The sequence below is a fragment of the Paenibacillus vortex V453 genome (assembly GCF_000193415.1).
GTDB lineage: Bacteria > Bacillota > Bacilli > Paenibacillales > Paenibacillaceae > Paenibacillus_AQ > Paenibacillus_AQ glucanolyticus.
Genome location: NZ_ADHJ01000052.1, coordinates 1 through 19,062 on the forward strand (window position 1 = coordinate 1; position 19,062 = coordinate 19,062).

Here is a 19,062-nt window from a genome sequence, read left to right on the forward strand (position 1 = left end):
CGTTGTTCAGTTTTCAAAGATCAACTTCTTTGTCTTTCGCCGAAAACTCGTTTTCAGCGGCGACCTTTATAATATATCATGGTGCCCGTCGTTTCGTCAAGAACTTTTTTTAAAAACTTTTTAATTCGACATTTTCTTAACCGAATTATCAAAGTCCCTTTCGAAAGGGGCGAGTTATAATTTATCACAGAAACAGGCGGCTCGTCAACATTATTCAACAATTTATTTTTCGACTTCTCCTAACAGATAAAGTGACACATTACTGCGTTATTTTCACTTTACATCCGAGGCCATTCTCGTTAAATACTGTTTCCCGATATCAGTGATTTCATAATCGCCCCTCAAAATAATTACGACAAAAAAAAGGAAGGACTCACGTCCTCCTTCATAAATCAGTGTAGTAACGGATAGCTTCAGATCCATACGATCTGGATTCTTTCCATACCGGAACTTCTTTCACAAGGGAACGATACACCAGTTTTCGCATGACGATCGGCAGCTCCTTGCATACAGGTGCCAATTCCGGATGCAGAATCAGCTCCTGAATCGTCCATGGATTCCGCCGGCTTCTTAGCACTCGGAGCAGAAGTGCTGAAGAACTCTCCAATTTCGATATCATGGAGAATTCATAGGCCAGCAGGGCAAGCTCTACCCGTTGTCCTAGCGTCTCCGTGCTGACTGTAAGCTCCTCATACAATTTGCGGACGGGCGTATTCAATCCTGTAATCTGCTCCCAGACGGCCGATTCCGGATGAATCCCCCGTTCGATCAGCTCCAGTTCCGCCCAATGATGGAGACCTTCTAATAATGTATGGTAAGCATCCAGTACCCGCTCTTCCTTCAATTGCATCTTGGCGTCCACGTACTTTTGCAAGAAGTGCGCAAATCCAATAAACAGCTTCTGCTCACGAAACGGCTCAGCAAACCTTAGAAAATCACGGCGAAGAATGGATAGACGCTCTTGATTATCCTTTATGATATCTCCCTCAAGAAGGCATTTGATCAATACTTTGTGCGTACCACTCAAGAGCTCACGATGCAATCCGTCCAGTCCGATGCTCAGCACCTGGCAGCGTTCCCCGCCTACAATTGAATGCTGGATGGGAGGCTCATCAGGCGTTCCGTCATACACGACAACGATATTGACCTCAAAGTCATGAACAAGTGAGCCCTGCAGCGTTTTATCCGAATTACGGTATGCTATCGCCCCAACAGCTTCCTCATCAACCGTATTTCCATAGTAAAAAGAAAAGTTGGTTAATTCCACGTTTCCCTCCATACATTCCTTGGCGAATTTCAGCCATTTCAGTTATAATGTAATTCTACATGTCCATGTAAGTTCCTTCTTTTAGGAGATAAGAACTTCGAAGAGGACAATCTGCAGGCGAATTCAATATCCATTTCTCGTTTCATGTTCTTTCATAAGCAAGTACTTGAATTGACAGGAGTTTTCGAGCCATGATCTTTAAGAACGCAAAAATCAACGCCTTCCGCACATGGGGGCTGCTGTTAACGATGCTCGGTATGGGCCTCATGGTGCTTGGTACAGCCGGTATTGTATTCTTTGGACAAGCAGGCAAAATATTTGCCGGAATCGGATTGGTATTTGGCCTGATTATGATGTTGGGCAGTCTCGGCATTTACTTCTGGGCTGGCATGCTGTCCACAAGCGCCGTTCAAATTCAATGTCCGGAGTGCAATAAATTGACGAAAATGCTGGGTAAAACAGACCGCTGCATGTTCTGCCACACGATTTTGACACTGGATCCAAGCCAGGCGAACATTACAGCAGAAGAGCTTGAAGCCCAGCAGACCAAATCCTAAGAGTCATCCTAAACTTCTGCATATCATTAGGATTGGCATTCAGTAGCATGAATAAACACTAAAGAAGACCCGGTATCCTCGAGGATAGCCGGGTCTTCTTCATTTATCTGGATAAAGGATATATAAGTTCGCGCGATCTTCTAATCATGTATCGTCTTCAGAACCTGCCAGGTTCCCGGGATGGCAAAACTTCGATTCCAAGAGGCAATACCGCCAAGCTCCAGTTTCTTGGCCATATTCACACGGGACTGCAGAGATGTATCGTCCTCCATCCATATTTTCTTGATGGCCTCTCCCTCCGTGAATTGAACATAGTTCTGACCCGTGCTGGCATCCAGCGCCCCTTTAACCTTCTGCTCCTTAAGCAAAGTCTGGAGCTTCTCCATCCCAATCGCTTTGGAGGACACCTTCGCTTCTCCCTCTTCGCTGGTCTCCGTCCATACCCTGGTATATAAGGGAACACCCAATACCAGCTTGGATGAAGGCACACCGTCCTCTTCCATGATTCGTCTTACCGATTGCTCGGCCCATGGCAGCGAGGATACCGATCCCGCTTTTGGACTGGAAGCCCAGTGCTCATCATAGGCCATCACCATCATATAATCAACCGTCTCGCCAAGCCGTTTGCGGTCGAGAAAGAGCGACCACATCTCGCTATTCGATTTCGGAGTAACATCAATGGAAACAATCAATCCTCTGGCTTTAGCCAGCGGCTTCATTTCTCTCACAAATTGAACCACATGTTCTTTATCTTTGGTGTAGACATTTTCAAAATCGATATTGATTCCGTCCAGCTTGTATTGCTTGGCATAGGTCAGCATTTGCTTGATAATATGAGATCTTCTCTCATAAGTAGACAGCGCCTCCGTTGTCAGGTCAGGATCAAAACTGTTGTCCATTAGGGCCCAAACTTCCATATTCCTGTTATGCGCCCAGCTCACATACTGCTTCACGGCTTTAGATTTGACCGTACCCTCGGCATCCACGATGCTGAACCAGGTGGGGCTCACCACATTGACACCAGGTAATTCCCCGATCTTATCCGTACTTGGGTTTTTGGAATAGACAGCCTCCCACACCAGATTGACCGATTTGTCCTTCCACTCCAGCTCAACCCGCGAAGGAGTCTCTGCAAGGACCGGAATATCTTTAACGTTACCGAGTTTAGTCTGGTCTTTAAGAACATATCCGGTGTAGCCGTTATCGGCTTGAACAAATAACCATTCCTCTTCTTCGCGCCATACCCGGAGCCGCTCACCGGCAGGCATGTCCAGCACAATCGGTGACTTCTTCTCCCCGCTCTCGCGCAGAGCCACCGTGTCCTCAGGTTTACCCGGTGCTGCCTCCGCAAGCTGAATCGAATCACCTGCACGCATCAAGATAATTGCACCTGTTAACGAGTTCTCTTGAACGGCTATCCCGTAATGCTGCTCGAGCGGCTTAAGGGGCACGTAAGCCATACCGTCAACAAGCTCAGGAGCATAAGGGACGGTAACCGTTTTACCATTCAGATCCCCCTTGGTGCTGTCGATCTTCATACGGAGAACCGATTCCGAGGTTGTCATGATAATCGATTTGGTCTCTTCCTCATAACGAATATTGGCATCAACGCTCTCCTGAATAACCGTTATGGGCAGCATCATTTCTTCTCCGCTTTCCCGGGCAGGATACTCCTGCAGTTCACCCTGGACAAAAATCGGCTTGTCCATTCCTCGCCAGTCCGGCACCGTATAAGTCTGGTTCGGAAAAAGGGTGGTGACCACCCACCAGACTCCTGCCGCTATCAACATCAAGCCCAGATAAAAAGAGCTTCTCCTGGTACGCCGCCTCTTTCCACGATATCTTCTTCTTGCCAAACTACTCCCCCATTTCATTCTCGCCCTCTATATATCCCCTTGTGAGAAAACGCCCTTAAAAATAAAAACGTGTGGAATGGTTGATTCCGCACGTTCATTTATAAGTAACCGAAGTCTATTTGCAGGACTTGCAGAGCCCATACAGCTCCATCCTTAATCCCTTCACTTCAAACCCGGTGCATTTCTCAGCCTGTACTCCAACATCTTCAAGGGACGGATAGCTGAAATCTTCAATTTTTCCGCAACTCTGGCATATTACATGATGATGATCGGATACATTTGCATCAAAACGACTGGAATTATCTCCATAAGTCAGTTCACGCACCATGCCGGCCTCAATAAACATTTTTAAATTGTTATATACAGTGGCTACGCTCATACTAGGAAAATTAGGTTCCAGAGCCCGATAAATATCATCCGCTGTCGGATGACCCATAGATTCAACCAAATACGTTAAAATCGCATGACGTTGCGGCGTGATACGGACACCGGTCGTTTTCAGTTGTTCCAGCGCATGCTGTACGGACGTTCCCATGGTTGCCCACCGCCTTCAAGTTTAACTGGTTTTTACAAAACCTATACCGCTCTTAACCTTTATTGTAAGGCGTTTCTTTGATTCTTGTCAATCCGGCAGAGGCGTCAAGCCCCCGTTACTGCGGCTTTCCTCCTGCTCCGGATAGCTCCGATAGATATTCAAATTACTGTTACCTTCAATCCGAATGGAGTGTTCGGATGTGCCCGATTCACCGGATATCGTTTTTTGATCGATCAGAAGATTGGGAAGCGTCGTAAGGATTCTACCGTAACTGATGGTCCCTTCCAGCTTGTAATCCCCTTCAAGCGGAATATGAAGATTCATCTCGCCAACCGCACTGTACACGTTCCAATCGCCTCCCACATGAGGTGAGCGTATAGCAACGCCGCCATTGAGGGATTCCGCGCTTAATTGCGACTCTGCACCACTGATCAGAATATTGCCATTCCTCGTCTGGACCCGGATTTCCTCCGTCGTTCGCTTGACGGTCATATTCCCCACCTGAGTGGTCATATCTGTTTCGCCTGTGATGTCTACGGCCATCATATTGCCTCGGTTAGTGGACATTTTGATATTCCCCAGGACGCCGCGTGCCGTCATGTCGCCATTTAATGTTTTACCGGTAACATTCCCGTAAACACGATCCATCGTAATAGGTCCGTTGCCACTCTCCAGCGAAATATTCTCTATAGCTTCAACGCCGTTTAAGGTGATCGCTCCGTTCATCGTCCGTATCTCAAAATTAAATCGACGATCATCCGGTACCGCGATATGGAGATTCATCCGGGGCTGACGCTTACCCGATTGTCCATAAGCCTTCCCCTTCGATCGAATCGTTATCGTCTTGCCTTCTCCCACTTCAATCGTGGATTGTTCCGCTATCGCTTCGGCTAGACCGGAAGGTTCGTGGTCGACCCAAACTTCCGCTTCGACCCTGATCTCATCCACATTCTGCCGCACGATGGTGATATCGCCGTTTAAGTGATCCACGATGATTTTCTCGGTGTCCAGTTCTACCGGAATATCCAGCACCGGCTTCTGAAACTGGGTACCCTCAGCTTCGCTGTAATCGACTCCCGCTGCCGTCAAATTCAGGCTCACCCGATTCCAGAGATGGAGAAAATGCTCCTGCTGAGAGATAACGAACACGGATGCCGTAATGGCTGCGGCAAGAAGAACGCCCTTGATATCCGGCCGGAACCGAAATTCCTTACGTCTGCCCAGAACACGTGTCACGGTGTACCGTACTAAATATTCAACTCCGAGCAATATGAATAGCAGCGGCCACCACCGCTGGATCAAAAATATATAATCAGTGCCCCCGCGTTCATCCAGCAGCAATAACACCCCTGAACAGACAAGCAGTATGGCAGCTGTAAATCGACCTACTCTGATTTTATGTTTCATCCGTCTCCTCCCCTCGTCAGTATTGGCAGCTATCGTGTTTTGTGCCCTGCAAAGATACGCTACAGGGATTTGCCCTTGCCTTTACCTTTACGGTGCCGGAGAACTTCTCGAACCGCCGCCCATATTCCGAGGATGATTAATACGACAGCAGAGAACTCCGCTCCATAATCACGGATAACCACCTGAAGCCAGGGAGGCTTCTGATGAAACAGAATGAGCAGGATCCCTATAGCAACCAGCATCAAGCCAAAAGGGATTCCCCGTTCACCTCGGAACGGATTGTTCGGCCCTCTTCCCTCATCAGAAGAAACAGCGGCTGCCTCGCCACGCCGTCTCCGCGAGATCATATATTCAGCTGCTTGCAGCACATCGTACACATTATAGAAATAGCCAATCGGAATCAGCAGCCCCAGTACAATAAGCAGCGGTACATTGATCTGCATGCCGATGGAAGAAAAGTATAAAAGCGCCGAGATATCCAGCAGCAATAACATAATAAACGTAATTCCCTTACGGTACACACCCAGATAGAGATGCCCCAAGCCCGGAATGAGAGCGGCTAGCAAAAGCGCATATAATTTACGCCTTCTTCTCTGCAGGCCTGAATGACGCTTCATGCGGATACGTTCTCGTTTCTTCTTGCTTATCGCGGTTTGCGGTTCAGGTGTCGTGTTCATGACCCTCTCTCCTCCTTCTCAAACATCAGGGAGAACTGGCGTTGTTTAACGATGTTTTTCTTTGATAGTACCCCAACGAGAGGCCGAAGTAACTGGCAAAAAACTGGATGAGCCCTCCGCTGACTGCTGACAAGCCTATAAAAAAACGGCACTGCCGATGATCAGCAGTTGCCGTTTCTTCGTTGTACATCCTACTCGGCTGTTACCATTGTCACCTGGCCGATTCCCCGCAATTGCCGGGTTATCGTCATCGGCTCGAATTTACGATCTGTTAATACTTGCATTGTGATTTCGAGCCCCAATACCGCAGGCTGCAGCTCTCCATAAACAGTATTGCTTCGTTCGTTAACAACCAACTTCCTAATCACGCATTCCTGTTCCTCCAGAACCGCCGAGATTTCCTCCAAAATATTCGGTGTATTCGCTGAATGGATGGTAATCAGATGCAGCTTGCTGCCGCGTATATATCGCTGCTCCAGTTTATTAAAGACCACCAGATTCAGAAGGATAAGGATTGTCGACACAATCGAGGCAAAGTAAAACCCGGCTCCGACGGCCAATCCTACAGCGCCAACAACCCAAATGGAAGCAGCGGTGGTTAAACCGGTAATGGATTTACCCGTGAACAGAATGGTGCCTGCGCCTAAGAACCCGATTCCCGTAATAACGGCTGTAGCCAAACGCGCAGGGTCAATCCGGACATTAATCTCGTCTACGAAATCCGAAAATCCGTAGATGGATAAAAGCATAATCAGTGCAGAACCCAAGCAAACCAATATATGTGTACGCAGACCCGCTGCATGATTGGAACGCTCACGCTCAAATCCGATCAAGCCGCCAAGCAGCATAGCAAGCAACAGCCTTAATAATATGGATCCATTATCTATTACCCAAGGATTATTCAAAAGAACGATACTCCCCTCACGTCTGCTTCTTGTTGCTTATGTTATATGATCATTGTATGCGAAGATGGAATTCGGTCAACTCGACTCCAGGAGCAACTTCAAAAACATGATCTTTTACAAACCCGAACTTCTCATACAAGGTAACCGCAGGCGTGTTGCGCGTTCCCGTCGAGACCGTGAACATCGGCGCCTTATGGTACGTCTCTAATACATGGCGTATCAAAGTCCCGGCGATACCTTTACGAAAATGCCCCGGATGAACCATCATCCGCGATATGGTGACCTGCGCCTCCTCGGCTTCCACGGCAATCGCGCCGATCAGCTCCCCTTCATCATTTATATACCCAAAAAAGGTCTCTCCACTCGTACGAATGGTATCAAAGGTGTCCAGCAGCGGCGGAATATCCGTAAAACCGATGAGCTCAGCTTCCAGCGGGTACGCCATGTGCTGCAACCCCCATATTTGTTGGACGGTATCCCTATCTTCTAAAGATAACTCGTTAATCATACATTTCATCCCCTATCTAATTTCATTGTAAAAAGGAACTTGCCCCTAAACAGGACAAGCTCCGCTTCTTGAGAAATAATTCGAGGGTAATGGTTATCTGCTGTTTTGGCTAATTATCCGTTCAGTACCTCAACCAGCAGTTTATTCGCCAGAGCAGGATTGGCTTTACCCTTGCTCTCTTTCATTACTTGCCCAACCAGGAAGCCGATCGCTTTCTGTTTACCTGCCTTATAATCCTCAACGGATTGCGGATTGTTCGCGACAACCTGCTCGACAATGCTCTTGATGGCACCTTCATCGCTAATTTGGACGAGTCCCTTCTCCTCAACGATTCCAGCAGGCAGCTTGCCGCTCTCCAGCATCTCTTTGAAGACGGTTTTGGCGATTTTGCTGCTGATGGTACCCTTCTCGATCAATCCGATCATCTCGCCTAAGCCTTGACCCGAGATCTTCACATCGGACAGCTCCAGATTGCCCGAGTTCAAGTAACCCAGCAAATCACCCATGATCCAATTGGATACGGATTTAGCATCCTTGGTATAGTTTAAGCTGTCCTCAAAAAAGTCTGCCAGCAGCTTGGACGACGTGATCACCGCAGCATCATAGTCCGGCAAACCATATTCCGAAGCATAACGTGCCTTACGAGCATCCGGAAGCTCCGGAATCGTTGCACGAACCGACTCCTTCCATTCTTCGCTAATATGCACCGTTACCAGATCCGGGTCCGGGAAATAGCGATAGTCATGCGCCTGTTCCTTGCCGCGCATCGAGAAGGTTTTGGCCTGCGCTTCATCCCAGCGGCGGGTTTCCTGAACGATTACACCGCCTTCATCCAGCGTTTCCGCCTGCCGGAACTGCTCATATTCCAAGCCGCGCTGCACACCGCGGAAGGAGTTCATGTTCTTCAGTTCCGCTTTGGTTCCCAGTTCCTTCTGTCCCCATGGACGAAGACTGATATTGGCGTCACAGCGAAGCGAGCCCTCTTCCATCTTCACGTCCGAGACATCACAATATTGCATAATCGCACGCATCTTCTCCAGATAAGCTTTGGCTTCCTCAGGCGTTGAGATCTCAGGCTCGGATACGATCTCAACAAGCGGTGTTCCTACCCGGTTAAAGTCAACCAGCGAGGCATATCCGCCGTCAACATGAGTTAGCTTACCCGCATCTTCTTCCAGATGAAGCCGGGTAATGCCAATCCGCTTCGTCTTCCCGTCTACCTCAATGTCAATCCAGCCGTTTAAACCGATCGGCTGATCGTATTGAGAAATTTGATACGCTTTGGGCGAATCCGGGTAGAAGTAGTTCTTGCGATCAAATTTGCTGACATCGCCGATGGTGCAATTCAGCGCCATGGCTGCTTTCATCGCATATTCCACCGCCTGGCGGTTTAATACAGGCAGTACGCCGGGATGGCCAAGGCAAATGGGACATGTATGTGTGTTCGGCGGTGCTCCGAACGCCGTGGAGCAACCGCAAAATATTTTGGAATTCGTATGCAGCTCTACGTGCACTTCCAATCCGATAACCGTTTCATATTTCGATGTAGACATCTATTGTTTCCCTCCTTCTCTGCCGCCGGTTTACAGTTCAGGGCGCCGTTTATGATGTTCTGTATTTTGCTCATAAGCATGCGCTACGCGCAGCACGGTCGACTCATCAAAGGCTTTGCCGATAATTTGCATGCCTACAGGAAGTCCGTCTGCGAATCCGCATGGAACACTCACGGCCGGCACACCCGCCAAGCTGACAGGAATCGTCAGGATATCATTCAAATACATCGTCAGCGGATCATCCACCTGAGTCCCCAGCTTGAAAGCTGTCGTAGGAGCCGTTGGTCCGATGATGACGTCATATTGTTCAAATACTTTATCAAAATCCTGCTTAATCAGGGTGCGAGCCTTCTGTGCCTTCAAATAGTAGGCATCGTAATAACCCGAGCTGAGGGCATAGGTGCCCAGCATGATGCGTCGTTTCACTTCATCACCAAAGCCTTGGCTGCGGGACTCATGATACAGATCGATCAGGCTGCCTGCATTGTCCGAACGAACGCCGTAGCGTACGCCGTCGAAGCGGGCCAGGTTCGAGGAAGCCTCCGAAGAAGCAAGCAAATAATACGTAGCAACCGCATAATCCGTATGCGGCAGGGAAACTTCATCCCAAGTCGCTCCCAGCGCTTCAAGCGCCTTCAGTGCGTTGAGGACGGTCTCCTTCACCTCCGCGTCAACGCCCTCGCCCAAGTATTCCTTAGGCACAGCGATACGCAGTCCCGCAATGTCACCCGAAAGAGCACTAAGATAGTCCGGCACGTCCACTTTGGCAGATGTTGAATCCATCTGGTCATAACCTGCGATAGCTTGCAGGACATAAGCGGAGTCTTCGACATTTTTAGTCAGGGGTCCGATCTGATCCAGCGAAGAGGCAAAGGCAACGAGGCCAAACCGGGACACCAGTCCATAGGTTGGCTTCAATCCAACGACACCGCAATAGGAAGCGGGTTGACGAATTGATCCACCTGTATCCGATCCCAGCGCAAAATATGCCTCGCCCGCAGCAACGGCTGCTGCCGAGCCTCCGCTTGATCCGCCTGGAACCCGATCCAGATTCCATGGGTTGCGTACGGGGTAGAAGCTGGAGTTCTCGTTCGAGCCCCCCATTGCGAATTCATCCATATTCAGCTTCCCGATTGTTACGGTATCTGATGCACGCAATTTACCGACAACCGTCGCATCGTATACTGGCGTAAAATTAGACAGAAACTGACTTGCGCATGTTGTGCGAAGTCCTTCCGTTACGATGTTATCCTTAATTCCGACAGGAAGACCGAACAACAGTCCACGCGTGTCTCCTGCAGCCAGCTTATCATCCAAAACCTTGGCAGATGAACGCGCACCTTCTTCATCCAGCGTAATAAATGCTTTCACCCGATCCTCCGTTTCCGAAATGCGGGTGAAGGCTTGGTCAACCAAATCGGTGACCGAAAGCTCTTTGTTCTGGAGCTTATTATGTATCTCCGTTAACTTGTAATCAAACAGGCTCAAGTGTGTATCCTCCCTTCAGGCTATTCCAATACAGCAGGTACTTTGATTTGGTCGTCTTCCTCATCCGGTGCATTAAGCAGCACTTTCTCGATAGGCAAGCTCTCGCGCACTTCGTCATCTCTCATGACATTGCTGAGGTGCAGCACATGCGTTGTCGGCTCAACACCCTCTGTATCCAGTTCGTTCAATTTCTCGGCATATTGTAAAATCGCATTCAGTTGGCCGGTAAACATCTGTTCTTCCTCAGGCGTCAAATTCAAACGGGCCAGCTTCGCTACATGCTGAACATCCTTATCGGTAATGCTCATGGCTGTGCGTCCTCCTTCATGCCCCTGTCCTATTAAAGGGGTAAAGTCTGTCTCGATAACTTTTCTCATTATATTGTAGAAGCATGGAAGATTCAATCCAATCGGCTGAAGCTTTCTGCTTCCTAGGATACGTCTGATCACTTCAAAAAAGAGCCGGCCTCAGCCGACTCTTCTAAATCCAGGCACGCAGATTCACTTGTTTGATGAAATCCGCCTGGGACATTGCTTCCTTGGTTTCTTCTTCCTCTTCAACACTTTCTTCTAACTCGCCGTTCATCACTTGACGAAACAGCTTCTCATTATATGTCGACAGGGCGAAATCGATGAGCGCTTCCCGCTCGACCCGCTCGGCTTCCTGTTTCAACACGATCGATTCCAGCTCTACATCATCTGCCGGAACAAAAAAATTACGGTTGAGGCTCGGAATCCGAATGACGTAATCGAACGCATTGTCCGGATTTCGGTCATAAGCGATTATATAACCGTATTGACCAACTGGAAGATTCTGCTCAAAGGCGTCCGCGACGATTGTAATCTTTTCCCCTAAACGCAGCATCGTCTACCTCCTGAGTTGTCCATCCTTTTTTTAGAGATAAGAAATAATAAACTTCAGAGGTTTATCCTCCTTGTCTCACAAGAAAAACTTCCGCTACAGCGGGCTGTCTTTCGAGAAACTACGTCGATAGACGCTTTTCTTATCTTCATAGTCTACTAAAAAAAGATAGAGATGTCCATGCGATTCAGAATAAACCTGAATCTCCCATGGAAACTAGGATTGCGGAGATAACGGACTTCTTCTGAGCAGCCCTGCAGCAGCGATAATGGACAGCAGCATGATAAGCAAAGCAGCGATGACAGGTGCCCAGGCACCGGCTCCCGCACCCAGCATCCACTCTGCAGCCATACTGCTTAACCGGCCCGGACTCCACTGAAAACGGGAAGGCAGCAAGCCGGACAACAGCGAGAGAGCAGCCGCCGTTCCCAAGCTAATGAACGCTGCGGCAGGACCTCGAAGGACCGCACCAAGCGGAAGAACTAGCGTTACGATCCAGGCAAGCCATACAGCATACAGCAATCCGCCGCTCGCCACGGCCCCCCATTCCAAGGGACCAATGAGCTGATGCGTATAATACGCTGCACCGGCAAGCCCAAGCGCGAAGGAAACCAACATTAAAGTCATCATGGCTGCCCATTTCGCGCCCATCATCGGCAGCGTGGATACCGTTCGGGTGAGTACAAGCTCAGCCGTACCGGTTGCCCGCTCCCCTGCTACGGTGTTCATCCAGGCCAGTACAAGCACCAGCAGTCCGATGGTACTAAACTGGCTTAACGTTGATGCCATGACACTATCAGCGGACGGAATCGTAAACAATGCCGCCGCTTCCGGAGGAACCTCCCCCGACATGGTTAAAATTTCCGGCAAATAATAAGTAGATACCGGCTGCATAATGCCAAGAAGCAGAAAAACCGCAGGAACCCAGATCCATTTGTAAGTACGGCTGGCTTCGAGCATCTCCTTTTGATAATAAATCCAGAACGGCTTCATGGGCCCACCACCTTCATAAACATATCCTCCAGCGAGGAAGTACCTGCTTCAAAACGGAGGAGTTCGATCCCGTTATCCGCAAGCTCCTTGATTAACGCTGCACGCGCTGCCCCCATATCCGTTACCGTCAGCTTCGCTCTGTGTTTGCCAACCTCTGCCTCTTGGACAAAGGATCGCTTGGAGAGACCGTGGAGCCATGCAAGTTCACGCTCTCCTGGTTCTACCTCAATGGAGAGGACCGGCTGCCGGTATTTGCTGCGGAGCTCGCTCAGCGCACCCTTCTCTGCAATTTCTCCGTCAACCATCAGCACCATGTCATCACAAATCTCTTCCGCATCATGAAGCACATGGGTGGAGAACAGAATCGTCACTTCTCCTCGCAGACGGTTCAGCAAATCCATGACCTCGCGGCGCCCCGATCGGATCGAGTGTCAGATACCGGCTCGTCCAGCATAATCAGCTCCGGCTCGTGCACAAGCGCTTGAGCAATGCCAAGCCGCTGCTTCATCCCGCCGGAATAACCGGAAATACGCCGTTTGGATGCTTGCTGGAGTCCAACCATCTCGATCACTTCCTGACTCCGCTGGAGCGCTTTTTGTCCGGATAATCCCGACAGCTTGGCGCTGAAAGACAAGTATTCCTTACCGCTCATCCAACTGTAGAACTTCGGGTATTGCGGCAAGTAGCCAATTCGATGTCGCCAGTCGTTCGTTTGCTTATCCGCTGACCCATGCTTGATCTCTCCCCGTGTTGGGGGAATCAATCCTGCCAGCATGCGCAGGGTCGTTGTTTTGCCTGCGCCGTTCGGGCCCAGCAGTGCCGTGCAGCCTCCACGCTTCAGATCAAACGATATGCCTTTGACCGGCGTGATGCTTCCAATGCTTTTGGTAAGTTCATGAATACTCAGAAGTTTCTCCGTCATGTCTCCCTCCTCCCCGCGGCAAAATAAGCAATGCTGCCCAGAATGTTGCCGAGCAGTATAATGAGCACCCACATCCATCTCGGTCCTCGTATGTTCGCCGGTTCTGCCTTGAACAGTGAGACAAGACCTGTTACAGCGAGAATCGCTTGCAGTGCAAGGATCGGCCAAATCAATCCCCAATTAATCTCCATAATGATCCTCCTCTTTTCTATATAATGAAAGAACTTAAGGCTTGCGGCGGTTCTTGCGGATAACGAATATCCAGTAAAATATCAGCGGTGTCGGCGATGTGGTCGAGCCCCATATCCCCCAAAACCAAGCCATTTTGCCAAGCCCCCGCTTCCTCGCATCCAAGAACAGCCATGTCCCTTGTACCAGCACAAGTACAACGGCTGCAATAATGATCCAAATCGAGGACTCATTCATTTCATTCATGGAGTCCCCTTCTTTCCGGCAGATCTCAGTCTTTTGGAAAATAGAAGAGTGGCAATGCCCGCAATCATTCCGATCCCGTGAATGAACAGAAGAATAAGCGGCGCTGCCAGGGCGGCCAGCAATCCCCCTCCCACGATAAAAGATGCAACCAAGAGAAAGAGCATGAATTCATATCTCATCCGTCGCCGCTGACGCTCCAGCGTATGAACGGCCAGCATTTGCAGTCCTTCCATGGAAGGTGACGGCACATCGTCAAACAATTGATCTACCCGCTTCATCTCCGTGTTCAATCCTTCAATCCATAAATCGTCTTCATTCTCAGGTACTTTGGCCATCGTCACCCATCTCCTTTCGCAGCTGTTTAATGCCGTATGCTGTCCGTGATTTCGCTGTACCCTCGGGTATGCCCAGCATGCTTCCGATTTGATCATAGCTGTAGCCGTAATAATGCTTCAGCAATATCGCGATCCGGTGATCCTCGGATAAACGGGATAATCCGTCCAGCATATCCGTCCATTCTTCACCCCGCCGCTCCATCTGCCAGCGCATCCGCCTTGCCGCTTGAACCCCCTCCTGCTCCAGCCATTTCTTCTCCCGTTTCTTACGCCGGGCGTGATCGATAAACAGCCGCGTAGCAATCGTGATCATCCATGAGGAGAAGGACGAAGTTCCGTTATATCGGGCCATATTCTCCATGCATCGAACGATGGTGTCCTGTGCCGTATCCTCCGCGATCATCGGATCCATTGTCACTTTAAGCAAATATTTATAGAGAAAGGAGTAATGCTGCTTGAATAGTTGGGCCATCGCCGCAGCATCTCCCCGCTGCGCTTGCCGTATCAAATCCTCTTCATCAGGGAGCATGATGAACTCATCACCTTCTTTCGTCTTGCATATGTAATACGACGAACCCGATCCAATCGTTCAAATGGTTCATGCCTTTATCCTGTACCAAATGATGTAATTTATATAGGTCCCATTATAATGAGACTAAAATTCGTCAGGAAGTCTGTAAAACGACAAAAAAAAATAGCAGCCGACCAAGTTCCGGCTGCCTTCGCGATTAGATTGAAATTAAAACTTCATAATGAGGGTGTCATGATTGCATTCTAATGTCATTCATTAAATCTTATACATTGCAGCCGATGAAACCATGGCTGCTGCGCTATTCCCTCGTCCTTCACGAGCCGGTCCCAGACAACCGAAGTTATTTCCGTCTGAGCTCGCCGCTTCGACTCGGATTGTCGATCAACTTCGTCGCTTCTTGTAACACTCCCGTTCAACAGCGATAGATGATCCTTCCTCAAAGGCGCTTCCCCCTAATCACGTCCATGCCAAAACTCCCCATAAAATAAAAGAACGCAAACCGGGATAAATTCCACAGTCTGCGTGCTTCGCAATGGGTAACATTTAATTAACCGTATTGTATCAATCTTGTCTTAACTTGTCCAGACAAATATTCCCGGTTTTTGTCGGATGTTATCCTCACCGACTCGCGGAGACGTAGGGGTTCCGCTGCTTTTCATAGCCCATGGTTGTCCTTGGTCCATGTCCAGGGTAAACAACGACCTCATCAGGGAATGTATACAGCGTATTTTGAATGGAGTCCACTAAATCGCGCTCACGGCCGCCCGGAAGATCCGTGCGTCCCACACCTAAACGGAACAGCACATCGCCCGAGAAGAGATCGTTTCCACTCCGAAAACTGACGGAACCCGGGGAATGACCCGGCGTATGATAGACCTTGAACGTATGTCCAACCAACTGCAGCTCCAGTCCGTCCGCCAAATCAAACTCCGCCGGTTCGGTTGACAACGGCGCACTCACCTGCGGCCACATCAATGAGCCGTTAAGCTTCGGATTGGTCAGCCAATCGCTCTCAATGGAATGCAGATAGACGGGACAGCCCTTTAGCTTGCGGATTTCCTCGACGCCGCCCATATGGTCGAAATGTGCATGCGTCAGCAGGATGGCTTCAATCTCCAAATCGGCAATCCGCTTAAGCAAGGGACCCGGGTTCATCCCCGGGTCGATAATAACCGCTTTGCCTTCCACGGGGCCTGTCAGCAGGTAGGCGTTTGTCTGAAGCGGTCCTAAATTGAAGGTTTCAATATGAAGTGTCATGATTAGAATCCCGAGATCAGTTCGCGCAATTCCTTAATAATAGCAGCGTGAACCTCGTACCCTTCTCCATAGGCTTGAATGATGCTCTGACGTGCTGCGGCAAGGTTATCCTGATAATCCGGTGCTTCACGATCCGGGTTGTCCTGCTTGAACTGAATCATGAACTTCTGTACGTGTGCCGGACGCGGTCCCCATGTGCCGAGAACATGACCACCGGTATCGGAAATAATAACAACCGGCACCGAGCGCCCACCCATGGTTAGAAACTCATCCATCACATCCAGGTTTTCTTCCATAATAAGCACTTCGGTCTCGATTCCCGCCGTCTCCATCGCACGGAACACCACAGGAATATTACGCGCAACATCACCGCACCAATCCGCTGCCAGAATAAGGACCCGCAGGTCATCGCGGAAATTCAGACTCTCGAAAAACTCCTTGTCCTCTTCATTCTCCCAGGCAAACTGTTCATACCCTGCCTTGAAGGTGTCCTGATTCTTCTGCATGCCATCCATAAACTGTTGAGGAGATATGCCTGTTCCCAAATGATTTGCCATATTCATACTCATTCGTTACGACCTCGCCTTCGCTGATTTTATCCATTTTATCAAAAAATAAAGAATCATGACGGCCAGTGCCCCCAGCAGAATTTCCTGCACGTATGGCCCTGCCTTCTCATCGATGTGCTCCCACTGGTCTCCCAGAAGCAAGCCAAGGTATAAAAATAATGCCGTCCACGGAATTACGGCTAATGTGGTCAGAAGCGTAAATCGGCCTACATTCATCTTGGATATGCCGGCCGGAATCGATATAGCGTGCCTAACAACAGGTACAAACCGGGCCGTAAAAATAACGCCCGTGCCGTACTTGCCAAACCACTCCTCGGCGTAATCAATATGCTTCTTCTTAATCAATATGTACTTCCCGTACTTCTCCAAGAAGGGTCTTCCGCCGTAACGGCCGATCCAATAAATAAACAACTGTGCTAATACGCCGCCAATGGTACCGAAGAGCATGGCCCCCAGAAAATGAACCTCGCCCAAGGAAACCAGATATCCCCCATATGCCAATACGATCTCGCTCGGGATGACCTCTACCATCAAGCCGAGCATGATGCCGAAATAACCCAATTGCTGGATCCATGCAAACAATTGACCGACAGCCTCGTAAAAGAATTCCACGCCCGTCCCCCGCTTTCCTACTGCGTTGATTTCTTATACTAGCCTATTCTAACACAGCCCGGGACATGCCTTCTACTGCGCCCATTTATAGGCGGCACAGTGACTTCCGCCCGTTTCAGGACATATGGTGAAGCAAAGGAGTGAGTCACGTATGCATTCTCCCCATGCCAAACAACCCGGCAGCAAGCCCCCCTCCCCCCGCGGTATCAGGCGGGCCTGCAGCAAAGAATTATACCGAACGACCAAACGCCTCAAGCTGTACATTCCCCCGGAAAGCCTGAAGCAAGGAGAAGAATTGTATTACCGGAAGGTAATTGGCAACCTGATCTGGATCCACGATAACCATAGCAACAAAAAGCTGCTGTGCGAGTGGTGGGAAAAAGAGGTGTGCAGTGAGCTGGCAGAGTTATGGGACGGTCCCGGAACGCCAGTTGGCTTCCGCGTTCCGGGATGCTTTTGGCGGGTAGCCCCCGCTGCCTTCAGTTGACATGAAACCCTAAGCGAAACAAGGAAGCGGCATCCTTCGACTCATGATTTCACAATCGTTGGCCTGGAGAACTTAAGCGTTTATGTCCTAGACCGAGCCTGTTCTCCAGACGCTTCGCTTGTCGGTTCGCAAGCATGGTGAGATAAAACTCCCGATCATTTCGAAGATGGGTGATGTCATGAAGTCCTCCGGCAAGAGAACGATAGCGCTGTAGGATGGCCAGAGCAGACCGAGCTGCTTGGATCGATTCGGCCTGCTCTCCTGCCGTATGGTGCCAATCCGCGAGGGAGGCCAGCTTCAGCACGGCTCGGGTTTGCTTAACTGCATTGAAGCGGTCCAGGGTTAGGCTCCTGTCATACCAAGCCGCCGCTGCCTTTGATTCGCCTCGAAGGGAATACGCTTCTGCCAGCCTCCAGCTAAGCCCCGGGTGTTCGGGTGCATAGACCATACTCCTCTTCAGCAGCGGGATTCGCTGATTGGGCTGCAGCCGATCGGACAAGCTCATTGCTGCACTCGTGTTGGCAGGATTCCACTTTAATGCGGATTGGAGCAGCGCGATCTGCCCTCCGTCTGAAGCCGATGCAGCAGCACGGCGGTTGACTTCGCTGATGCCCAAGGAAGCTGCGAGAACAGTCCAGCCCAGCAGCATCAGGATGGCTGTCAGACTGAGCAGCCTCCAAGCCGGATGGGCCTGTTTTCCTTCCCGGACGACCGCTAGCAGTGGTACCGCCAGCTTGAATTGCCAGCGCCTTTGCGCTGCAGTATGTCCATGCCAGGGCTCCTGGCCGGAGATGCCTTCAGCCAACCCGATCGCTGCGATCCACAGCAGCAGCAGCCACACAAGTCCAAAGCTCCAGTCAAAATCCACTGCCGCATGCGCGATCAGCACGATGGCCGTGGGCATGGCTCGGGGGTTTGCCTGCATGAGCTTGGTCAGAACAAAGATCAGCAGAATAAGGACGAGTCCCAATCCGATGAAACCTGTGTCCAGCAAAATATCAATATATCCGCTGTGCACCTCGGCTCCGACATAAGGCTGGGACTGAATGGCAAGGTACGATTGGCGCCACGTCTCCCCTCCCCGTCCCAGCCACAGCGACGACCGGGCCAGCTGCCACGCGTCGCTGTACATGAGGCGGCGCGCGCTAAGCGTTGCCGCGCCGCCAAGTGCCCGATCCTGCACCTGCAGCAGGATCAGCACGCCTGCGGCGGCGACGAGCAGCGCCGCCGCCAGCGATGCCCCGGACGCGGCATATCGCCGGCCGGGGCCCCGCGCTGTGCCGCCAGCGGCACAGCAGCAGGCCGC

At 50.2% G+C, this 19,062-nt stretch carries 24 protein-coding genes and 1 pseudogene; 2 read left to right on the forward strand and 23 right to left on the reverse strand.

Annotated features, from left to right (window positions below; all coding sequences use genetic code 11):
• Positions 1-385: 385 nt before the first annotated feature.
• On the reverse strand, positions 386-1,267 hold the full coding sequence (locus PVOR_RS26630) for a nucleotidyltransferase-like protein (protein ID WP_006212662.1): 882 nt from the start codon (positions 1,265-1,267) through the stop codon (positions 386-388).
• A gap of 191 nt (positions 1,268-1,458) precedes the next feature.
• On the opposite strand from PVOR_RS26630, the gene PVOR_RS26635 reads away from it, so the two are divergent.
• Positions 1,459-1,824, forward strand: a complete 366-nt coding sequence (locus tag PVOR_RS26635; protein WP_006212663.1) for a YgzB family protein — start codon at positions 1,459-1,461, stop codon at positions 1,822-1,824.
• Between the two features lie 140 nt (positions 1,825-1,964).
• Here the strand turns inward: PVOR_RS26635 and PVOR_RS26640 are convergent, their stop codons facing one another.
• The 21 genes from PVOR_RS26640 to PVOR_RS26735 form a co-directional block, all read right to left on the reverse strand.
• Complete coding sequence (locus PVOR_RS26640; protein ID WP_327196596.1) at positions 1,965-3,614, reverse strand: glycosyl hydrolase family 18 protein; 1,650 nt, start codon at positions 3,612-3,614, stop codon at positions 1,965-1,967.
• Between the two features lie 181 nt (positions 3,615-3,795).
• Positions 3,796-4,215, reverse strand: coding sequence for a peroxide-responsive transcriptional repressor PerR (gene perR, locus PVOR_RS26645; protein WP_006212665.1), 420 nt, complete (start codon positions 4,213-4,215; stop codon positions 3,796-3,798).
• An 87-nt stretch (positions 4,216-4,302) separates the two neighbouring features.
• Positions 4,303-5,622, reverse strand: a complete 1,320-nt coding sequence (locus PVOR_RS26650; protein ID WP_006212666.1) for a DUF4097 family beta strand repeat-containing protein — start codon at positions 5,620-5,622, stop codon at positions 4,303-4,305.
• Between the two features lie 59 nt (positions 5,623-5,681).
• A complete protein-coding gene (locus tag PVOR_RS26655) occupies positions 5,682-6,299 on the reverse strand; it encodes a hypothetical protein (protein ID WP_006212667.1) in 618 nt (205 codons plus the stop codon).
• Positions 6,300-6,490: 191 nt separating this feature from the next.
• Complete coding sequence (locus tag PVOR_RS26660; RefSeq protein WP_006212668.1) at positions 6,491-7,204, reverse strand: MgtC/SapB family protein; 714 nt, start codon at positions 7,202-7,204, stop codon at positions 6,491-6,493.
• A 49-nt stretch (positions 7,205-7,253) separates the two neighbouring features.
• Positions 7,254-7,712: a GNAT family N-acetyltransferase gene (locus PVOR_RS26665; protein WP_040681054.1), complete on the reverse strand. Its 459-nt coding sequence runs from the start codon at positions 7,710-7,712 to the stop codon at positions 7,254-7,256.
• A gap of 113 nt (positions 7,713-7,825) precedes the next feature.
• Positions 7,826-9,265 (reverse strand): Asp-tRNA(Asn)/Glu-tRNA(Gln) amidotransferase subunit GatB, encoded by a 1,440-nt coding sequence (gene gatB, locus PVOR_RS26670; RefSeq protein WP_006212670.1) that lies wholly within the window; start codon positions 9,263-9,265, stop codon positions 7,826-7,828.
• A gap of 30 nt (positions 9,266-9,295) precedes the next feature.
• On the reverse strand, positions 9,296-10,753 hold the full coding sequence (gatA, locus tag PVOR_RS26675; protein ID WP_006212671.1) for an Asp-tRNA(Asn)/Glu-tRNA(Gln) amidotransferase subunit GatA: 1,458 nt from the start codon (positions 10,751-10,753) through the stop codon (positions 9,296-9,298).
• A 20-nt stretch (positions 10,754-10,773) separates the two neighbouring features.
• The gene (gene gatC, locus PVOR_RS26680; protein ID WP_006212672.1) at positions 10,774-11,061 is read right to left on the reverse strand and encodes an Asp-tRNA(Asn)/Glu-tRNA(Gln) amidotransferase subunit GatC; all 288 of its coding nucleotides are present in this window, start codon (positions 11,059-11,061) and stop codon (positions 10,774-10,776) included.
• Between the two features lie 172 nt (positions 11,062-11,233).
• Complete coding sequence (locus tag PVOR_RS26685; RefSeq protein WP_006212673.1) at positions 11,234-11,617, reverse strand: hypothetical protein; 384 nt, start codon at positions 11,615-11,617, stop codon at positions 11,234-11,236.
• 213 nt (positions 11,618-11,830) lie between these two features.
• The gene (locus PVOR_RS26690) at positions 11,831-12,607 is read right to left on the reverse strand and encodes an ABC transporter permease (RefSeq protein ID WP_006212674.1); all 777 of its coding nucleotides are present in this window, start codon (positions 12,605-12,607) and stop codon (positions 11,831-11,833) included.
• Entirely contained in the window at positions 12,604-13,008 is a 405-nt protein-coding gene (locus PVOR_RS32395) for an ATP-binding protein DrrA1-3 family domain-containing protein (RefSeq protein ID WP_234973109.1), read from the reverse strand. Before PVOR_RS32395 ends, PVOR_RS26690 begins: the two co-directional genes overlap by 4 nt.
• Positions 12,996-13,529 carry an ABC transporter ATP-binding protein gene (locus PVOR_RS32400; RefSeq protein ID WP_234973110.1) on the reverse strand — a complete coding sequence of 178 codons (534 nt, stop codon included), beginning with the start codon at positions 13,527-13,529 and terminating at the stop codon, positions 12,996-12,998. Before PVOR_RS32400 ends, PVOR_RS32395 begins: the two co-directional genes overlap by 13 nt.
• Positions 13,526-13,720, reverse strand: coding sequence for a PLDc N-terminal domain-containing protein (locus PVOR_RS26700; protein ID WP_006212675.1), 195 nt, complete (start codon positions 13,718-13,720; stop codon positions 13,526-13,528). The genes PVOR_RS32400 and PVOR_RS26700 overlap by 4 nt, the downstream gene beginning before the upstream one ends.
• 34 nt (positions 13,721-13,754) lie before the next feature.
• Positions 13,755-13,964: a hypothetical protein gene (locus PVOR_RS26705; protein ID WP_006212676.1), complete on the reverse strand. Its 210-nt coding sequence runs from the start codon at positions 13,962-13,964 to the stop codon at positions 13,755-13,757.
• A complete protein-coding gene (locus tag PVOR_RS26710; protein ID WP_006212677.1) occupies positions 13,961-14,299 on the reverse strand; it encodes a YxlC family protein in 339 nt (112 codons plus the stop codon). The genes PVOR_RS26705 and PVOR_RS26710 overlap by 4 nt, the downstream gene beginning before the upstream one ends.
• Positions 14,283-14,828 (reverse strand): RNA polymerase sigma factor SigY, encoded by a 546-nt coding sequence (gene sigY, locus PVOR_RS26715; RefSeq protein ID WP_006212678.1) that lies wholly within the window; start codon positions 14,826-14,828, stop codon positions 14,283-14,285. The genes PVOR_RS26710 and sigY overlap by 17 nt, the downstream gene beginning before the upstream one ends.
• A 251-nt stretch (positions 14,829-15,079) precedes the next feature.
• A complete protein-coding gene (locus PVOR_RS26720) occupies positions 15,080-15,271 on the reverse strand; it encodes a hypothetical protein (RefSeq protein WP_006212679.1) in 192 nt (63 codons plus the stop codon).
• 178 nt (positions 15,272-15,449) lie between these two features.
• Positions 15,450-16,088 carry an MBL fold metallo-hydrolase gene (locus PVOR_RS26725; RefSeq protein WP_006212680.1) on the reverse strand — a complete coding sequence of 213 codons (639 nt, stop codon included), beginning with the start codon at positions 16,086-16,088 and terminating at the stop codon, positions 15,450-15,452.
• 2 nt (positions 16,089-16,090) lie between these two features.
• A complete protein-coding gene (locus tag PVOR_RS26730) occupies positions 16,091-16,657 on the reverse strand; it encodes a thioredoxin family protein (RefSeq protein ID WP_006212681.1) in 567 nt (188 codons plus the stop codon).
• Between the two features lie 3 nt (positions 16,658-16,660).
• Positions 16,661-17,269 (reverse strand): DedA family protein, encoded by a 609-nt coding sequence (locus tag PVOR_RS26735; RefSeq protein ID WP_006212682.1) that lies wholly within the window; start codon positions 17,267-17,269, stop codon positions 16,661-16,663.
• Positions 17,270-17,420: 151 nt separating this feature from the next.
• Between PVOR_RS26735 and PVOR_RS26740 the strand changes: the two are divergent.
• Positions 17,421-17,736 (forward strand): annotated as a pseudogene (locus PVOR_RS26740) (hypothetical protein).
• Between the two features lie 69 nt (positions 17,737-17,805).
• On the opposite strand, the gene PVOR_RS26745 reads toward PVOR_RS26740, so the two are convergent.
• The coding region (locus PVOR_RS26745) for an O-antigen ligase family protein (protein WP_006212684.1) at positions 17,806-19,062 on the reverse strand (1,257 nt) is incomplete at its 5' end.

Bases quoted from the DNA above. Each gene is read 5' to 3' on its own strand.
- PVOR_RS32400 (WP_234973110.1), bottom strand. From the start codon at position 13,529: ATGACGGAGAAACTTCTGAGTATTCATGAACTTACCAAAAGCATTGGA.
- gatB (WP_006212670.1), bottom strand. From the start codon at position 9,265: ATGTCTACATCGAAATATGAAACGGTTATCGGATTGGAAGTGCACGTA.
- PVOR_RS26655 (WP_006212667.1), bottom strand. From the start codon at position 6,299: ATGAACACGACACCTGAACCGCAAACCGCGATAAGCAAGAAGAAACGA.
- PVOR_RS26650 (WP_006212666.1), bottom strand. From the start codon at position 5,622: ATGAAACATAAAATCAGAGTAGGTCGATTTACAGCTGCCATACTGCTT.
- PVOR_RS26705 (WP_006212676.1), bottom strand. From the start codon at position 13,964: ATGAATGAAATGAATGAGTCCTCGATTTGGATCATTATTGCAGCCGTT.
- PVOR_RS26685 (WP_006212673.1), bottom strand. From the start codon at position 11,617: ATGCTGCGTTTAGGGGAAAAGATTACAATCGTCGCGGACGCCTTTGAG.
- PVOR_RS26690 (WP_006212674.1), bottom strand. From the start codon at position 12,607: ATGAAGCCGTTCTGGATTTATTATCAAAAGGAGATGCTCGAAGCCAGC.
- PVOR_RS26730 (WP_006212681.1), bottom strand. From the start codon at position 16,657: ATGAGTATGAATATGGCAAATCATTTGGGAACAGGCATATCTCCTCAA.
- PVOR_RS26725 (WP_006212680.1), bottom strand. From the start codon at position 16,088: ATGACACTTCATATTGAAACCTTCAATTTAGGACCGCTTCAGACAAAC.
- gatC (WP_006212672.1), bottom strand. From the start codon at position 11,061: ATGAGCATTACCGATAAGGATGTTCAGCATGTAGCGAAGCTGGCCCGT.
- perR (WP_006212665.1), bottom strand. From the start codon at position 4,215: ATGGGAACGTCCGTACAGCATGCGCTGGAACAACTGAAAACGACCGGT.
- sigY (WP_006212678.1), bottom strand. From the start codon at position 14,828: ATGCTCCCTGATGAAGAGGATTTGATACGGCAAGCGCAGCGGGGAGAT.
- PVOR_RS26635 (WP_006212663.1), top strand. From the start codon at position 1,459: ATGATCTTTAAGAACGCAAAAATCAACGCCTTCCGCACATGGGGGCTG.
- PVOR_RS26665 (WP_040681054.1), bottom strand. From the start codon at position 7,712: ATGATTAACGAGTTATCTTTAGAAGATAGGGATACCGTCCAACAAATA.
- PVOR_RS26640 (WP_327196596.1), bottom strand. From the start codon at position 3,614: ATGTTGATAGCGGCAGGAGTCTGGTGGGTGGTCACCACCCTTTTTCCG.
- PVOR_RS26700 (WP_006212675.1), bottom strand. From the start codon at position 13,720: ATGGAGATTAATTGGGGATTGATTTGGCCGATCCTTGCACTGCAAGCG.
- PVOR_RS32395 (WP_234973109.1), bottom strand. From the start codon at position 13,008: ATGGATTTGCTGAACCGTCTGCGAGGAGAAGTGACGATTCTGTTCTCC.
- PVOR_RS26710 (WP_006212677.1), bottom strand. From the start codon at position 14,299: ATGGCCAAAGTACCTGAGAATGAAGACGATTTATGGATTGAAGGATTG.